Below are 15962 nucleotides of genomic sequence, written 5' to 3'. Positions count from 1 at the left end.
GAAACAACTGGGACTTATACGATCACAAACATTTGTTCTCGATCTATTAAATCATAGCATAATATCCATTATTTTCAATTGAAGAAAACGGATGCTTTCGCATCCGCATAAGGGGAGTGAGTCTATATTGTATTCAGCCAATTCGATCTCGCCGAAAATTTGCCCATAAAGCAAAAGCTCATTTAACCCGCAATTTATATTTGCCGGAATGCTGCAACTTGACGGCAACATCGATTCGCTCTAATGAATCATGATCGAGGATGAATTTGTTGCTTTCCTGCAACTTTTGCCACATTTTCGGATTTTTCCTGTAGAGGCTTTCTGTAAGTCCGAGTACATCAGCATGGATGCCCAATCCATTTTCATAGGTTGCCCGAATTTGTTTTTCGATGTCTTGCGCCGCCTGTTCCTCAATGTCCTTCCTTGATCGGTTATAGATCATTTCATCGACATATGCTTGAATAGACAGCTTAATAGTAAAATGTGCCTTACCGTTTCGAATTGTATATTGAACAGAAGGCTTCGGCTTTATCATGACGAGCGCAACATCGGGATGCGGACTGTTTGGAACATTGATTAATGAACGTTCAAGCTTCTTCTCCATCCAGCGATAACCTGCTAGTTTTTCGTTGGAAAACCAGCCGCAAAATTTGTTATCACAAAAAATATAGGCTCCGTCGATCCAGAACATGGTCCGTTTTTTTTGATCTTCGGTCCAAGCCGATGAATTAATGGACAGGGACGGCAGTATGGCAATGCCTGTCGGTTCATTAAGTTTCGCAATGAATTTATACCCGTACATTGGCAAAATATATGAACGCTGAGAGTATTGCTCCAAAGGGTTTTCCAGGATTGACTCGATTGGGGACATGTACAGGTTCGATTTTTGGGAAAACACGTTTCGCATCGGTTCTTTTGTACCGAACAGCAAGATGTTATACCGAATTTCTCGATAACGGTTGATCATGTCGTAGGCTTCCGCTACGCGTGCTCCTTGTTTCATGAACCGTTCGCTCATCACGATTGCCTTTACATGCCCCCAAAATATCCTCAACTGTGCCGTGGAATAAATAGAATTCAGCGATTCGGTTACTGTCACCCCCTCTCCTCTCCCAATCCAGGTGGGAACATTTTTTCCCTCAGATGACATTTCTCCTTTGGCTATGTTGGAGAAGTTGAGAACTTGGATGTAGGTAATAAATTTCCCATCCACGTAATCTAATCCAATCGCAGTAGCATAGGCCATACTTTGCAAATCCTTCGAGTTCCAGCAGGCGGTTGGCATTAACAGGAGCACGATGTAAATGAGAACAATGATTCCCTTTCTTCTCATGAGCCTTTTTCCCCTTGATGATCCGGATCCACCGGGTGAATACTCTTTGGACGAGTCCGCATTTTGCTCCATGGAAGCCGTAAATATCCCGGTAAAATATCTTTCATATTCGGAGGGGATAATGGCGCCAAATAAGGGACGCCGAAGGACCGCAATCTTGCCATGTAAATCAGTAGCAAGAGCAAACAGCATATAAGTCCATACATCCCGATGAACGACGAAACCATAAAAAACACAAAGCGAATGACGCTTGTGGTGGTACTGAGCGTTTGATTGACTAATGTAACCCCCATAACGGCAGTTATTGCACCTACAACAACGACGGAGGGCGAAACGAGTCCGGCACGAATGGCGGCATCGCCGATTACCAGACCGCCGATGACGGTCAAAGTTTGACCAATGGAGCTAGGCAACCGGACGCCCGCTTCCCTGAATATTTCCAGAAGCAGTAGCAGTAAAAACATTTCCATTTGTGCTGATAACGGAAGACCTAACCGCGACACCGCTATCGTCGCCATTAGCCGGAACGGAATCTGATCCTGGTGGAAGGCAGTCAAGGCTACCCAAAACCCGGGCAGTAAGATGGAAAGCCAAAAGCTCAATATACGAATAATTCGCGCAAACGATACGTATTGGAAACTAAAGTGAACATCTTCAGGAGATTTCAATATTAGCGCAAATGTTGTAGGACCTATCAAAACCATAGGATTCCCATCGACAACGATAACAAATCTCCCGGCAAGAAGACTGCTGACTGCATAATCAGGGCGGCCGGAAGAGTCAATCAGTGGGAATAACGGATACTTGACATCAGCCAACGCTTCTTCTAACTGGTTGTTGCTGTAAATTGCGTCTACATCGATTTTGCTTATACGCGCGCGTACCTCTTTCAAAATAGAAGGATTTAAGATGTCTTGGAAGTACAATAACCCGACCTTCGTTCTTGTCCGTTTCCCAAGAATAAATGATTCGCAGCAAAGTGATGTGCTTCGAATTCGTTTTCGGATCAATGCGATATTCGTCACGTAACTTTCCACGAATCCGTCTTTCGGCCCCTTAATGGATATTTCGGTGCTTGATTCTTCGGGGGTTCTCTCTGGCCGTCGGCTTAAATTAAGCTTAAAAAGGGTGTTTTCGTTCAAGAATACGAGTACGAGATTCCCTTCAAAAACAGCTTCCTCGATCTGCTGTTTCGTCCCCCCACCTTCGAAGCGAGTTAGCGGCAGAAAGTAAGAGGACTGCTCGGATAATAGGGATCCAAAGCTATCCTTGAGGAAATGCTGATTCAATTCCGGGAGTACGGTTTTCACGATTTGAGAGCTATCGCAAAGGCCCTCCGAATAGATAAGCATGATGTCGGATGACGTTTCTTGGTTATGATAATGAAACACCTGCAAATGTACGTCGGATGATGCGCTAAACAAGTCGCGCAGCGTTTGTTCTGAAGACAGTGATTCCTTTTTCTGACTATTCATGGGTTACATCCCCTGCTACAGGTTTCGAAAACAAGGCGATAACGGCCCAGATGATTGTGAGCGCTAAAGTCATGAATAATGTAATGACAAGGTAACTCTTAAACATCTCCAAATAGAAGGTGTTCCTTGAAATTAGACCCAGCAAAATATAGCTTAGCGTGATCCCGAGCAGAAACCAATTTCGTGATTTCGGCTTCCGAAAAGGCATTAAGTCAGCCAGCATATATTGAGCTAAACTGATCCGTACTGAAGCGCCGGCAAGCCATTGAAAAACAGACAAAAAATCCATATGTTCAATATGATTACCTACCCTGACAAGCCGCCATTGTTCATATGGCGAAACCATTTGTTTGGCAGCTTCCACCGGTCCAAATTCGGTAATAGCCCCGACTATCGGACCGAGTGTAATATAGACAAGAACAAACGCTAAAAGAACGATTTGCCATGCCCGCACTTTGGATTTCAACTGATGTTGAAGCAGCAACAGCAGTGATATTTCGGTAAAAGCGCCGCCAGCATAAATCATTCCATTTAAGGATTGGCCCCATCCATGCTCCATAATTGGCGTCAGCAGCGACCAATTTTTCTCCGGAAGATTTGCCCCCGTTACAAAATAACCAAGGACGACGACGATCGGGAGTAATATTCCCGAGTTTATAGCTATGGCACTTACCCCCTGTTTGGCCGAATAGTGGCAAATTGCAACTAGAACGATTATCAATACAGACTGGGGGGTCAGCGGTAAATAATTCGATATGGTCCAAAGTGTTGTTTGGATGATGGTCATGCCACCCAGCACGTACAATTGCAAAGCTACAGGGGCAATGAGCAGCCAGGAAAAAAAAGGCGAGGTCTGTTTGGCCAACCAAACCTGCAGCTTTTGTCCACCTGATTTTTTCATAATGTAAACAAGTAAGATGCACCAAGGGATATACAGAACCGTTGTAAGTAAAACCGATATCCAGGCATCCCTTCCGGAGGCATCCAATATAATCGGATTCAAAATAACATGGCTTAATATCCCGTTGAACAGCATCATCACCAAAAATATCTGTACGAAACTCACTTTTCCTGATGTATTGTTCATCAAACCCACCTATCAGCGTCATTAGCTATTTCAGAAGCGTCGTCTCATCGTAGGATGGCTATGTTTTCCAAAAATTATGCACCCATCAGATAACATTCATAAACATTGAAGCGGATAATACCATCTCTTTTGGGCAAAATAATGGCAGATCTCTACCCGAAATGAGGGTCCGAAAAATGGCAAATGGTATCTGCGATTCGTCCTCACTAAAGGATCATATCGAGAAACAGCTTGAAGAAATTTCTTCGCTTGCTAAGCGGAATATCGAATTATTGAGCAATGAAAAGATATGCCTTGTACAAGAGTTCGAAAATATGAGAAACGTCATGACTGATATTGTAACAACGGCGGCTTCTTTTTATCTAAAATGTTATTTATCTCCTTACACATCTAAATTCGAGGATTTGACAATTTGCATACGGAATTTATCTGAACGAAAACATGGGGCGCTAATCGTCGTTGAACGCAATGATTCCCTTGACCCACTTCTCCGATCAAATGTACCAATTGGGGGCACGTTATCCCATTCCTTGATCGAAGCGATATTTTATCCGGGAAATCCGCTCCACGACGGTGCCATTTTGATTCGTTCCGAAACGGTGATATCTGCCGCTAACGTTCTCCCCTTATCCAACATTGTTGTAACGGACCGAAAAATGGGAACGAGGCATCGGGCAGCAATCGGATTGACTGAACGCTGCGATGCGATCGTCCTCGTCGTATCTGAAGAAACCGGTCAGGCTTCTTTCGCCATTAATGGAGCCCTGCATCCAATTCACATGTAGACTCTCCTAGTCCCGAACTATTAACTTAAAAAAAAGAAAAACCGCGTAATACGCGGTTATAACTAATGACATGCTCGATTTAAGACTTGGATCCATGAATCACCTACTTAACTGACCGATCAGGCATTCTCAAGAAAATCCTTCAGTTCCGCCAAATCATTCGCAATCCTGCTTTTACAATGCTCCAACATTTGTTTGGTGTCCTCCTCGTTGTAGCGGTAAACCTCTACTCCCATAAGCAGGGACAAATACATATTGTACATAAAGTAACGAAGCTTGTCGTTTCGGGTATAGGTGAAGGGTTTGCCGGATATGAAGCTGTAGTTTTCTTTGAATACCTTATTGTGTTCTACATCCCCGCAAATGGTCTGGCTGGAGATAAATTCGGCATAGGGGTCGCCGTAAAACGCCCGTTCGTGGTCAATGATGCCATCAATATAATATTCGCCGTCCTTTTCCGCTAGCATGATATTCTTTTTCCACATGTCAAAGTTGACAAGACTTGGTTCTTTAACCTCATTCAATATCTCCCACAAAGGCTCAAAGGCAGCCAAAATAGAGTCATAGGGCAGGTCGACCCCTCCCTTAAGTCCATCTCGAATCATCATGTGCACCATACCCTGGAATGCGGAACGCCAATCCGTGAACTGATACTCCTTATCGTCCTTCAGATATCCGAAATAGCTGCCCTTTATATTGTGAATCGAAGCGGTGTACCGCGCGATTTCACCAATCAGCTTCTCCTGATTATCCACTGAAATCGTATCGTCCAGATTCATCCAATTATCCCCCTGGAGCTTTTCCATGATGAAATAATCGCAATCCACCAACGATTTGCTTAAATCTTGGACGACGATTTTCGGAACCGGCACGATTGTATCCTCTAATAGGCTGTAAACAAGTATCTCTGCTCGCATAATATTTTTTTCATAGGAGAGGATATATTTGGAGTCCTGGACACCAGTCTTTAGAACAAGTTCCTTGTATCCCCTCGCACCTTGACCGGCAAAAGATAAAATATAGATGGCGTTAAACCACCCGTCGGTAATCTCGGTAATCGTATCCAATACGACATCCTTGCCGAAATGCTCCCGCATAATCATCTCTATGGTTCCTCGCGGAAAAATGCTCTTGGTGTTGCTTTTCATATTATGCTCGCTCCTATTCCTTCTGCATGCAGTTTTTTTAATGAAGACCGCAAAAAGGCGGTTGAAACCATAAACATGATCGCATCCGAAACCAAATAGGTAAACCATACACCCGGCAGTGCAAACAGACCGGATAGAATATACAACGTGGGCAGCGAAATAAGCAGCACACTCATAGTCGGGAGCGCGATGGCGACCGCCGATTTTCCCGTTGACTGAAAATAGGCGGATGCAAGGGTTAGTACGCCCATAAAAGGAAAGGACAGTGCGATGGCCCGCAGCGCTGTAATGCCTATTGTTACAATCTGTTTATCTGCTATAAAAATACGGATCAGCTGTCCGGGTATGACTTCACAAATAAGCATGATCACGACTCCGTAACTAATGGAGGCCAATATTGCTACCTGCATGGCCTCCTTAACTCGCTTTTGGCAATTGGCCGCATAATTGAACCCTAAAATGGGCTGCAACCCCTGTACAATCCCGCTGATCGGCGTAAACAGAAAGGATTTTAACCTGCTGATAATGGCGAATGCGCTAATGGCATCAGGGCCGCCAAAAGTCCCCAGTTTATGATTGATTGAGACAAGTAATCCGCTTTGGCAAAACTGGGTCAGCAAAGTGGGCGAACCAATGACCACAATCTCTCCCATCAGCGCCGGCTTGATTCGGAAATGACGTCGGCGTATGGGATAGGTGTGAAATTTTGATAGGAAAAAGTAATACATACTTAGGCAAGTGGATACAATCTGGGCGACTATAGTAGCTAACGCCGCTCCCTCGACACCCATATGAAAGACAAAAATAAAGAGGGGGTCCAGAGCTAGATTAACCAAAGAGGGGACTGCCCACTGATAGATGGAATACCTAATATTGCCCTCCGCCCGGATTAGAGAGGAAAACCCCGTCGCCGACACTGCGCCCATCAGGATGATACTTGTATAGCTTTTTGCGTAGGGCATCAGAATGGCATCCACCGCCATCATTTTCAACAGCGGGTCCAGAAAAAGCAGACCGATTATGGAGAAAACAAGCGCGATTATCCAAAACAGCATGAACGTGTTAGCCGCGGTTGAGGCTGCCTTTTCCGTATCATTTTTACCAAGTGATCTGGAAATTATGGAGGCTCCCCCTGCCCCAACTGTGCTGGCAAAGGCCCCGATAATCAGGATCATAGGGGCGGATAGAGACACCGCCCCCGCCGCATAAGGCCCCACGCCCAGCGCTACAAAAAAAGTGTTTACAAGGGCATAGAGGCTATAAAGCATGACGGACATTGTCGTTTGGGAACAGATGGTCAGCATCAGCTTAGCAATCGGTTCCTTCGTCAGCTTCATCGTCTCTTTGTGATCCATAATTAACTCTCCCTTAAACATAGAAGAACAAAAACCTGTACAGGATTTATCTTCAACTTTATATTTTGCATAAACATCTTACCGTTACTCAATAGTTTCACCTTTCATCTCCTGCTTGCCATGACTGTAATTATATTGATGCATATAGAGCGATAATATATAATTGTTAACACAAAATATCAATATATTAACAAGATACGGTGAACCTAATGAAGAATCTCATTATTCCAGTTGATAAAGATTTGAACAGCACGATCAAATTGAATACTAATTTCCCGTTCATTGTTTCCCATGATGATTTAAGTGAGTATGTAGGCGGCTTCGTAAATTGGCACAAGCAAAGTGCTTTGGAAATCGCGGTCGTATTGGAAGGCAGCATCAATGTTAGCGTGCTGGAACGCGAGGAAACGATGGTCGTTGGCGACGGGTTCCTTATATTGCCCGAACGGTTGCATACGTTAAAGCCGAACAAAGATCATAAGGTTGCAAAATATTTCACTTTAATTTTCGAACCCCATTTACTCACTGGATATAAGGGTAGTTTTTTTGAGCAGCACTATTATTTGCCAGCCCTCAGCAGAAAAGAAACCTTTTTTAAGTTCGGTGTGCAGGAGGATTGGACTAAACCAGTGTTTGACCAGATGAAATGGATTTATGAACGCTTTCCAAATGACACCCCTGAATTTCAGTTAGCCGTGCAGCGCATCATACAAGACATATGGATTATCCTATGGCATAATCTCATGTCCATGCAAAGAGAAGGAGTCTCCACTCAGCACGATACTCGAATACTTGATATGATCGAATATCTACACAATAATTACTCTTCAAAGTTCTCGCTTACGGATATGGCAATAAGCTCTAATGTAAGCCGAGGAGAATGCTGCCGCTTTTTCAAAAAAATGATGCATATGACGATCTCATCTTATCTCATGGAATATCGGATTTCCAAAGCGGTTGGATTTCTGGAAACCACGAATCTGTCCATATCTGAAATATCGGAAACCGTTGGCTTCAGCAGCATTAGCTATTTTATTGATTCCTTTAAAAAGAAAACGAAATACAGCCCGCTTACATATAAGAAAATGTTGAGGAAAGTGCAGTTGTGAACGATTATTATATCGTCAAATGTAAAAGCCGCGCTGTGCACGGCTCGATAGCGATATGTCCTCTGACATTTTGTGAAAGACCGTGTTCACCCGGTTATTTTTTTACCCCTGCAAGATGACTCGACTGCTATCTCCTAATATAAATGTTGCTATTTTCTTGGCTACTGTCTCTTTGTCTAATGATGATGCTCCGGAAGCCCATAAGTAACCAGCCTCAAGAATAATGTTTGCATAGATCGGTACGTAAAAACTCTTTTCTTCGTCTGTATAGATGGCATCAAAACTTTTCGATAGATAATTTTTTAACTCCACTAACATTTTGTCTTTCAACTGCGGGATTAAACTTAAATAACTGCGACGACATTGAATATTCGGTTGCTGATGATAGTCGCACACGGCAAGAACGAGCTCATGTATCCTTTCTTTATCGAATTTCACAACTCCTAATGTGCGGTTTTCAATGACTGCCGAAGCAGACTCATCAACTATATAGTCCAACAATTCGTACTTATCATTAAAGTGCGCGTAGAAAGTAGCCCGATTCACTTGGGCTCCTTTTGTTAAATCAGCTACTGTGATTTTTTCAAAATCTTTTTCATTCACTAAATTAACAAAAGCATTAATCAAAGACTGCTTCGTTTGAGTCATTCGTATATTTCTTACTTTTGTCCCCACTTCTTTCACTCCTTTAATGGCCTCTTTGAGCGAAGTTCAAAATCTCTCCTAACCTGACAATTCCTATTTTTTGTTGCTATAGCAACATTCTCACCCTCATTGTTGGTTGTTCTGCTTAGAGATTCATTGTATTTTTATTAAAGCAACATATGTTTGTTTAATATATCACTTATAAGGAGTTTGAGAAAGATGAAAACTATTGCAATTATTGGTGCGGGTCCTGGATTAGGATTGTCCCTTGCGAAAAAATTCGGGAAAAATGGCTTCAGGGTAGCTGCCGTTGCGCGCAACCCGGAGAAGTTGGCCTTTATCGTGAATGAACTAAACAAACATAATATTGAAGCAAAGTCTTATGTTGCGGATATCAGAGATTTGACTGCTCTGAAACAAGCGTTAAATGATGTTAAACAAGATTTTGGTCGTATCGATGTATTAGAATTTAGCCCCTATGCAGGACTGGAAATATTCAGACATGTACTAGAAACAACTCCTGCAAATGTATTGGAACAAGTGAATGGCCATTTGCTGCCAGCTATTCTCTCGGTCAACGAAGTATTGCCGGACATGATGAACAATGGATCAGGGGCAATTCTGTTTACTACTGGCTTAACTGCGATGTACCCTCTACCTTTTGGCGGGAATGTCGGAATCGTTATGTCGGGGCTTCGCAATTATGCGACTAACCTACACAACGAGTTAAAGGATAAAGGTATTTTTGTCGGCCATCTCTGCATTGGAACCACCATTCAGGCGGGTACGGTAGGTGATCCCGATCTCATTGCGGAAGCTTGGTATGACTTATACGAGAGTAAGAATCGATTCGAAGAAACATTCCCGCAAGAGATGAATCCAACTAAACTGTCAAATTGATGATGAATTGATAAAATGATCATTAAGAAGCCCTTCGTCCTATCAAAGGATGAAGGGCTTCCCTATGCAATTTGATCGATTCCATTATTTCCTTTCTGTTGTGGGACTATTCCAAATACTAGATGAACATACTACAAGGGAAATTGATCTTAGCGAGGAGTGCAGCAATGGTAAAGACAATGACCGCCAAATCTCCGCTTGTACCACCCCCATCGCCTCGTTTCGTCACCGTAGCGGAAGCGATTGTTGAACAGCTCCAGCTTTGGGGAGTAACCCGGATATATGGAGTCGTAGGGGATGCTATCTTCGGCTTGATGGACGCACTTGCAAAACAAGAGCAAATTACATTCATTGCTGTTAAGCATGAGTCCGTTGCAGCCATGATGGCTTCGGCGGAGGCGAAATTAACCGGCCGTCTAGGGGTTTGCGCCGCACAAATGGGCCCCGGTTTAGCCAATCTTTTAAACGGTTTGGGTGATGCCTTTCTGGACAAAGCCCCTGTTCTAGCGATTTCCGGTCAAGCGCCGCTCGATAAAATCGGCACGAGCTATAAACAATTCATAAATCAACAGCAAATGGTGAAAGCCATTTCGTCTTATAGTGAGCTAATCGCCCATCCGGACGCAATATTGAAGTCCCTTGCGCAGGCCATGCGAACGTCCGTTTTACAAAAAACCGTTTCGCACTTGTCCGTCCCTACGGATGTTTTTGCCCTCCCTACAATGATGAAGCCGTTTGAGAAACTCCCTCTGTCCACCCCTTTTGTAGATTCACCCCAATTTGAACAAGCTTTGCAGATCATACAAGCGGCCAAGCAACCTGTCATGTTGGTAGGCAGCCGCGTTCGAATACAAGCGGAGACTCTTCAAGCGTTAGCTGAAGCATGGGGATGTGGCATTGTCATGAGCTACGGTGCAAAAGGAATCGTATCGAATTCGCATCCCTATATGTTAGATGGACTCGGGGAGGGCGGAAATCCTTTTGTTGGAGAACTGTTCAAACATGCGGATACCGTTTTAACGATTGATACAGCTTGGTGGCCGGAGGATTTGGTGCCCCTAAAAGCGCGGGTTGTTCAAATCGCAAATGACCCCATGGAGCTTGAGGTTTCCGTTTCGATGGATGCTGGATTGGTTGGAGATTCGGCAAGTATCGTTGCGAAATTATTGTCTGGACTGAAACAGCACGTGCCCAATCCGGATTGGATTCAGCAGATCAAGCAATGCCAGCAAGCCTGGTTCGCGCAAAATGAAAGCGAGAGAAATCAAATCTCATCTCCCTTGCATCCGGCAAGCATTATAAAGGCCATCGAACAACAGATTGCCGAAGATACTGTCATTACCTTGGATGTAGGCGATTCAATGCACTGGTTTCTAAGAAACTTCCAGGCAAAACGCCAACATGTCCTGCTCTCCGAACGTTGGCTGACGATGGGATTCGGTTTACCTGCTGCACTCGCAGCAAAGCTAATCTCACCTGAAAAACAAGTTGTTTGTATTACAGGCGATGGAGGCTTAGAAATGGTGATGGCCGACCTGCTTACTGCCGTGAGGTATAACCTACAGATCACCGTTATCGTATTCAACAACGGCGCACTGCAGATGGAACGAGATAAAATGTTCATGAAAGGACTGCAGCCCGAAGGGACGAAGCTGACCAATCCAGACTTCGCCAAAGTTGCGGAAGCTTGTGGATGGAACTCGTTTCGAATTGAAACTCTCGAACAATTGGAAGCAGCTTTACAGCAATCGCTATCTGCGAATAAGCCAGTTTTATTGGACGTTCTGACTGCCAACATTCCACATCCTGATTTCAAAATGATCGTAAAAGGGGGTTAATCGATGGCAACGACAACAACGCAGCATCCCTATCAAACACAGCCGGTCATGCAGCCTGTCCCTCCATACCCATCACAACACCGAATCGCGCCTGCTTATGTATTTCTGGCGTCGGACGATTCCTCTTACGTTTCCGGTCAGTTTGTCCATGTCACCGGCGGAGTCATTATGAACGGCTAAGATAATCAATCAATGAAGATTGAATTTCCATCGCGGATATTACCAGTATCATATGTCTGAAAAACTATTCAGGAGCGGAGACAATCGTGCAAAACATTCCTAACATTCTACTGCGTTTCATTACAGTAGCTTTATTGAGTCTGTTAACTGCAGGATTTGATCACTCCCCTTCTAACGCCGACGAGCCCCTGCCAATTATCGCTGCCCCGGGGATTTACACCATCGAAATATATCCTCAGCGTCATCTCATGGTGGTACGAGCGCAAGGACAAATATTCAAAACATATCCCATTGCCGTTGGCAATTCAAATACACCAACCCCTGTTGGAGAATATCAAATTGTATATAAAGGGAAAGATTGGTCATCTTCCTTTGGTCCGCGTTGGCTTGGTTTAAACGTCCCTTGGGGCACTTACGGCATTCATGATACCAATAAACCGTACTCCATCGGCCAGCATTTGAGCCACGGTTGCATTCGTATGCGCAATCGAGACGTAATTGACTTATTTGAAATGATTCCAGTTGGTACAACCGTCATTATTCATGGACACGTATTAGGAGACCCGAATCGAGAACCAAGGGATCTGGCGGAGGGTGACGTCGGGGCAGAAGTACAGTTGATTCAATCCCGCTTGAAGAGTGCCGGTTACTTCAAAGGAACCTGTAACGGTAAATTCCGCGGAAGCACAACGGCAGCTTTGAAACGATTTCAACGGGATCACCACATGGTGCCGAACGGCGTAGTTTCGGCGAAAGTGTATGAGAAATTAGGATTATTGGAATAATGAACGGTCAACCCTCTACGACGAGAAAAATGGAAATAAAAAAGACACCTGAGAAAACAGGTGCCTGATCTATTTGTTTTAGATGTTCGTACTCTTTCTCCTTCTGCGGAGCAACGATACCATCCAAGTAGTTGTAATCCCTAGGGAAAACAGAATCAACGCCATGAAGATAAACAGTCCAATGAATGGAATGTTGATCGCGGATACTAAGATGAATGCCCCTGCTCCCACTCTAACCCATTCCGGCTTATCCCCTGTCCCCCGTATTTGTTCGCCGATGACTTTACTGACAACCGTTAATCCTAAGGCAAGGGCTACGAAGATAAACAGTGCTGGAATCAAGATAAAAGGGATGCCGACGATCGTGAGCAAAAGCAACACACTAATGGCAAAGAGCAATAGTCCAGTAAAAAAACCCATGGAGAATGATTTACCACGTGGCGCAACCTGATATCGCTCCACCCATGCAGCTGTTCTCTTTTTACCGAATGCAACCATCAACACGGGTAATATAATCATGATTAAACTTGATGCAAGTTTTAGAGCGCCAATACCAAAAATGAGCCCCGAACCTATAAGCAAACTATTCACGGTTGCGTCGTCGAAGGAAATAGATACCACGTCATTCGTGACATCCGCACCTTCTTCTTGCTCCAATTGTCCGCCTATGACTACAATGACACCCTTGATATGGGCACTTGATTGTACGTGGACGTCTCCGTTAACGACTACGACGGAGTTATTGACCGTCCCCGCAACGTTGGTATTCCCTCCGATCACGACGACGTCTTCCACGGTTTGGCTAATTGGAATGGTCGTATTCTGATGCTCGAATATACTTGCAGCATGTGTTGATGTTGGGAAGACAGTCAGACCTATGATGAGAAGCAACGAAAACCAATGTATTTTTCGCAGAGTAGTCCCTCTCCTTTACTGTGCGGAGCTTCGCAAAATGTGTCTGAGTGATAATCCGGAGATCAAGGTGAGGCAGACAGCCATTATCAATGCTGACACCCAGACGGTCGGAACGGATGAAGCGATATGTGAAATGACGTAAGCTGCCGTAACCGTAAACTTGAATAAGACAGAGAATAGTTTCAGCCAGATGGAACCGAAGCGGAAAATGATTACACTCAGGAAGATAATTCCCATGATCGGAATAATGGCTGTACTTGTCTTCGTAATCCACGATGCTGCCGATTCTTTTTCAAGCGCCTTCATGATGTTCATTTCCAACGTATCCGGCGCTTTCACTTGATGATAAAATTGTGCAACTTGACTCTGCATGTCCATCAGATCGGACAGCAAAGCTCTGCATGACGCACACTCGGCTAAATGGCGATCCATCTTCTGCCGTTGTTCCAATTCCATTTCATCATCCATGTAGGCGGATAACCATTCTGTGGGGTGATCCATCATACTTTGTCTTCACCTCTTCTCATTACAAGCCTGAGAGCGAGCCGAGCCGCATTGAGCCTAGACTTCACCGTTCCTAAAGGGATCTCCAGGATTTCAGCGATCTCTTCGTAACGAAATCCCTGCACATCATGCAACAATATGATTTTCCGATGATCCGGAGATAGCAGCTCCATCGCTTCGTCAATCGTTTGTTTTAAGCTGTCGACTCTATGCTGCTCTCGTGCACTCTTAATCTCCATATCGCCTAATGCATCTTGGCTTGTAGTCTTCGTGGTTTCTTTGTTTCGTTTTTTTAATCGATCCACGCACAGATTGGAGACAATTCGATTGAGCCACGAGACGAATGAAAATTCGCTCTCAAGTTGGGGCAATGAAGCATAGCACTTCATGAAGGCTTCTTGCGATAAGTCCTCCGCTTCCATTCGATCCCCCAACATTCCGAACGCATACCGATATACGTGATCCTTAAATCGATGAACGAGTGGTGCAAAGGCATCTTTGTTGCCTTGTTTAGCCTCCCGAATGATTCGGTTAAGCTCTTCATCCAACCATGATCAGCCCCTAAGTGACGATAATATCGATGGGGGTTATATGGCAAGCTTGGTTCTCGGCCATAAACGTTTGCTTCGAATCAACCGGAAAATCTCAAGTACCGCCACGTTAAGCGTAATCCATAATCCGCCGAAAACAAACCCCGCCGCAACATCGCTTGGATAATTGATTCCCCTGTAAATCGTATTGACTCCTATAAAGAGGCAAAAGGCAATGAAGACAAGCGTCGCAGCCAGTTGATATCGCTTTTCCCTGTGATGACGAAACATCAAAAAGACGGAAAAGCCATAAACCGTGAAAGCCATGAATATTTGCTCACTTGGGAAGGTTAGTTGGCTGCCACTAGGACCCATACGATGAAACAATGATCGCAATCCTTCATCCAGCCCCTCGCCCCCTACTATCACAGCGATGAAGAACACAAGCTCGAGTATGCGGTTTTTGCCAAGAAATCCGATCCAAACCGCTGTTGCAAGCATTGGCAGCAAAAGAAAAGGATAAGAACTGAACACGGAAAGATGATTTATCGTTAGCATCCAATCGGGAGTAAACATTCGCCCGATGACATAGCTGGCCACTTCGTCGAAATGAGTAAATTCGTGGTCCAAGAAGTCTTGAATGAGCCCGATCATAAAGGAAAAAAAGACGATGAACAAAAGACCAGCAGACAAAATCAAAAGTTGGATTTTACCTATTGACTGGTAATGGTGCACAGCTTTCTGCAACAAGAATACCACTCGCGTTTGAATTTGTGAAAAATATTTACGGATCATGGTGAAAAGCAAATAGGCGATGGCGGTCAATAAACCGAATATAATCATGTACTGATTGATGATCGAATGATACTGTTTCCATTCTGGTCCGATCAATTTGCCTAATGTGATGAAGGTAAATACCCAGAAGAATGCTCCGGGATATGCGTAAGCTGCGTATTTCCGAAATGGCACACGCGTCGTACCGGAGAAATAGCCGGTCAGATGGCGAACACCCGGAATGAAGTAAGCAAAAATCAGCATCTTGTTGCCATATCGGTCGAACCATTTCGATACGCTGTTCAGTTTATCGGGACCGAAGTGAAACCGAGCACCGTATTTTTCAAAAAAAGGATGGCCAAGCCGATACCCGATGGCATAGGATGCCGTCATTCCTAAGGAAACTGCCGTTCCAGCAACAAGTATGCTAAATAACCAATTTATTTGTCCTTCATAAACGATGAGGCCAGAATAGGTCATAATCAATTCTCCGGGGAGCGGTAACGCCATCATTTCTAAAAATGGTGCGAAGAAAAGGACCCAATAGCCGTACATTACTAACAGGTGAGTCATCCAATCGTTGATAAAATTCATAACTC

At 44.2% G+C, this 15962-nt stretch carries 15 protein-coding genes and 1 pseudogene; 6 read left to right on the top strand and 10 right to left on the bottom strand.

Annotation, left to right across the window (positions count from 1 at the left end; genetic code table 11):
* Positions 1 to 178 precede the first annotated feature (178 nt).
* The 3 genes from TJ79_RS03990 to TJ79_RS03980 are packed head-to-tail and all read right to left on the bottom strand — an operon-like array spanning position 179 to position 3895.
* Positions 179 to 1333, bottom strand: coding sequence for a Ger(x)C family spore germination protein (locus TJ79_RS03990; protein ID WP_040948991.1), 1155 nt, complete (start codon positions 1331 to 1333; stop codon positions 179 to 181).
* A complete protein-coding gene (locus tag TJ79_RS03985) occupies positions 1330 to 2808 on the bottom strand; it encodes a spore germination protein (RefSeq protein ID WP_052339238.1) in 1479 nt (492 codons plus the stop codon). Before TJ79_RS03985 ends, TJ79_RS03990 begins: the two co-directional genes overlap by 4 nt.
* Positions 2801 to 3895, bottom strand: coding sequence for an endospore germination permease (locus tag TJ79_RS03980; protein ID WP_040948990.1), 1095 nt, complete (start codon positions 3893 to 3895; stop codon positions 2801 to 2803). The genes TJ79_RS03985 and TJ79_RS03980 overlap by 8 nt, the downstream gene beginning before the upstream one ends.
* Before the next feature lie 176 nt (positions 3896 to 4071).
* On the opposite strand from TJ79_RS03980, the gene cdaS reads away from it, so the two are divergent.
* On the top strand, positions 4072 to 4680 hold the full coding sequence (gene cdaS, locus TJ79_RS03975) for a sporulation-specific diadenylate cyclase CdaS (RefSeq protein ID WP_040948989.1): 609 nt from the start codon (positions 4072 to 4074) through the stop codon (positions 4678 to 4680).
* Between the two features lie 119 nt (positions 4681 to 4799).
* On the opposite strand, the gene TJ79_RS03970 is transcribed toward cdaS, so the two are convergent.
* Both TJ79_RS03970 and TJ79_RS03965 read right to left on the bottom strand, forming a co-directional pair.
* Entirely contained in the window at positions 4800 to 5828 is a 1029-nt protein-coding gene (locus TJ79_RS03970; RefSeq protein WP_040948988.1) for a phosphotransferase, read from the bottom strand.
* Positions 5825 to 7105 carry an MATE family efflux transporter gene (locus tag TJ79_RS03965; RefSeq protein WP_238322771.1) on the bottom strand — a complete coding sequence of 427 codons (1281 nt, stop codon included), beginning with the start codon at positions 7103 to 7105 and terminating at the stop codon, positions 5825 to 5827. Before TJ79_RS03965 ends, TJ79_RS03970 begins: the two co-directional genes overlap by 4 nt.
* A gap of 287 nt (positions 7106 to 7392) precedes the next feature.
* Here TJ79_RS03965 and TJ79_RS25685 point away from each other — a divergent pair, with 287 nt between their 5' ends.
* A complete protein-coding gene (locus TJ79_RS25685; protein WP_052339237.1) occupies positions 7393 to 8292 on the top strand; it encodes a helix-turn-helix transcriptional regulator in 900 nt (299 codons plus the stop codon).
* Between the two features lie 102 nt (positions 8293 to 8394).
* Here TJ79_RS25685 and TJ79_RS03955 read toward each other — a convergent pair whose 3' ends face one another.
* A complete protein-coding gene (locus TJ79_RS03955) occupies positions 8395 to 8967 on the bottom strand; it encodes a TetR/AcrR family transcriptional regulator (RefSeq protein ID WP_040948986.1) in 573 nt (190 codons plus the stop codon).
* Positions 8968 to 9156: 189 nt separating this feature from the next.
* Here TJ79_RS03955 and TJ79_RS03950 point away from each other — a divergent pair, with 189 nt between their 5' ends.
* The 4 genes and pseudogenes from TJ79_RS03950 to TJ79_RS03940 all read left to right on the top strand — a co-directional run bounded on the left by TJ79_RS03950 (position 9157) and on the right by TJ79_RS03940 (position 12640).
* Positions 9157 to 9837, top strand: coding sequence for an SDR family NAD(P)-dependent oxidoreductase (locus TJ79_RS03950; RefSeq protein ID WP_040948985.1), 681 nt, complete (start codon positions 9157 to 9159; stop codon positions 9835 to 9837).
* A gap of 167 nt (positions 9838 to 10004) precedes the next feature.
* Positions 10005 to 11675, top strand: coding sequence for a thiamine pyrophosphate-binding protein (locus TJ79_RS03945; RefSeq protein ID WP_238322770.1), 1671 nt, complete (start codon positions 10005 to 10007; stop codon positions 11673 to 11675).
* Between the two features lie 36 nt (positions 11676 to 11711).
* Positions 11712 to 11855 (top strand): annotated as a pseudogene (locus tag TJ79_RS27920) (SDR family oxidoreductase); the annotation flags it as partial.
* Positions 11856 to 11989: 134 nt separating this feature from the next.
* Complete coding sequence (locus TJ79_RS03940; RefSeq protein WP_238322781.1) at positions 11990 to 12640, top strand: L,D-transpeptidase family protein; 651 nt, start codon at positions 11990 to 11992, stop codon at positions 12638 to 12640.
* Between the two features lie 78 nt (positions 12641 to 12718).
* Here the strand turns inward: TJ79_RS03940 and TJ79_RS03935 are convergent, their stop codons facing one another.
* Genes TJ79_RS03935 through TJ79_RS03920 form a run of 4 tightly spaced genes read right to left on the bottom strand, consistent with a single transcriptional unit; the run spans position 12719 to position 15957 of the window.
* Positions 12719 to 13531 carry a hypothetical protein gene (locus TJ79_RS03935; protein WP_040948984.1) on the bottom strand — a complete coding sequence of 271 codons (813 nt, stop codon included), beginning with the start codon at positions 13529 to 13531 and terminating at the stop codon, positions 12719 to 12721.
* Between the two features lie 39 nt (positions 13532 to 13570).
* The gene (locus tag TJ79_RS03930) at positions 13571 to 14059 is read right to left on the bottom strand and encodes an anti-sigma factor family protein (RefSeq protein WP_040948983.1); all 489 of its coding nucleotides are present in this window, start codon (positions 14057 to 14059) and stop codon (positions 13571 to 13573) included.
* On the bottom strand, positions 14056 to 14607 hold the full coding sequence (locus TJ79_RS03925; protein ID WP_040948982.1) for an RNA polymerase sigma factor: 552 nt from the start codon (positions 14605 to 14607) through the stop codon (positions 14056 to 14058). The genes TJ79_RS03930 and TJ79_RS03925 overlap by 4 nt, the downstream gene beginning before the upstream one ends.
* A gap of 39 nt (positions 14608 to 14646) precedes the next feature.
* Positions 14647 to 15957 (bottom strand): VTT domain-containing protein, encoded by a 1311-nt coding sequence (locus tag TJ79_RS03920; RefSeq protein ID WP_052339236.1) that lies wholly within the window; start codon positions 15955 to 15957, stop codon positions 14647 to 14649.
* Positions 15958 to 15962 lie beyond the last annotated feature (5 nt).

This window comes from Gorillibacterium massiliense, from assembly GCF_000455485.1.
GTDB lineage: Bacteria > Bacillota > Bacilli > Paenibacillales > NBRC-103111 > Gorillibacterium > Gorillibacterium massiliense.
The sequence above is the reverse complement of the archived record's forward strand: the minus strand, read 5'-3'. Positions and strand labels throughout refer to the sequence as shown.

Coding starts and splice junctions, on each gene's coding strand:
- TJ79_RS03990 (WP_040948991.1), bottom strand. CDS start 1,333: ATGAGAAGAAAGGGAATCATTGTTCTCATTTACATCGTGCTCCTGTTA.
- TJ79_RS03985 (WP_052339238.1), bottom strand. CDS start 2,808: ATGAATAGTCAGAAAAAGGAATCACTGTCTTCAGAACAAACGCTGCGC.
- TJ79_RS03980 (WP_040948990.1), bottom strand. CDS start 3,895: ATGAACAATACATCAGGAAAAGTGAGTTTCGTACAGATATTTTTGGTG.
- cdaS (WP_040948989.1), top strand. CDS start 4,072: ATGGCAAATGGTATCTGCGATTCGTCCTCACTAAAGGATCATATCGAG.
- TJ79_RS03970 (WP_040948988.1), bottom strand. CDS start 5,828: ATGAAAAGCAACACCAAGAGCATTTTTCCGCGAGGAACCATAGAGATG.
- TJ79_RS03965 (WP_238322771.1), bottom strand. CDS start 7,105: ATGTCCGTCATGCTTTATAGCCTCTATGCCCTTGTAAACACTTTTTTT.
- TJ79_RS25685 (WP_052339237.1), top strand. CDS start 7,393: ATGAAGAATCTCATTATTCCAGTTGATAAAGATTTGAACAGCACGATC.
- TJ79_RS03950 (WP_040948985.1), top strand. CDS start 9,157: ATGAAAACTATTGCAATTATTGGTGCGGGTCCTGGATTAGGATTGTCC.
- TJ79_RS03945 (WP_238322770.1), top strand. CDS start 10,005: ATGGTAAAGACAATGACCGCCAAATCTCCGCTTGTACCACCCCCATCG.
- TJ79_RS03930 (WP_040948983.1), bottom strand. CDS start 14,059: ATGATGGATCACCCCACAGAATGGTTATCCGCCTACATGGATGATGAA.
- TJ79_RS03920 (WP_052339236.1), bottom strand. CDS start 15,957: ATGAATTTTATCAACGATTGGATGACTCACCTGTTAGTAATGTACGGC.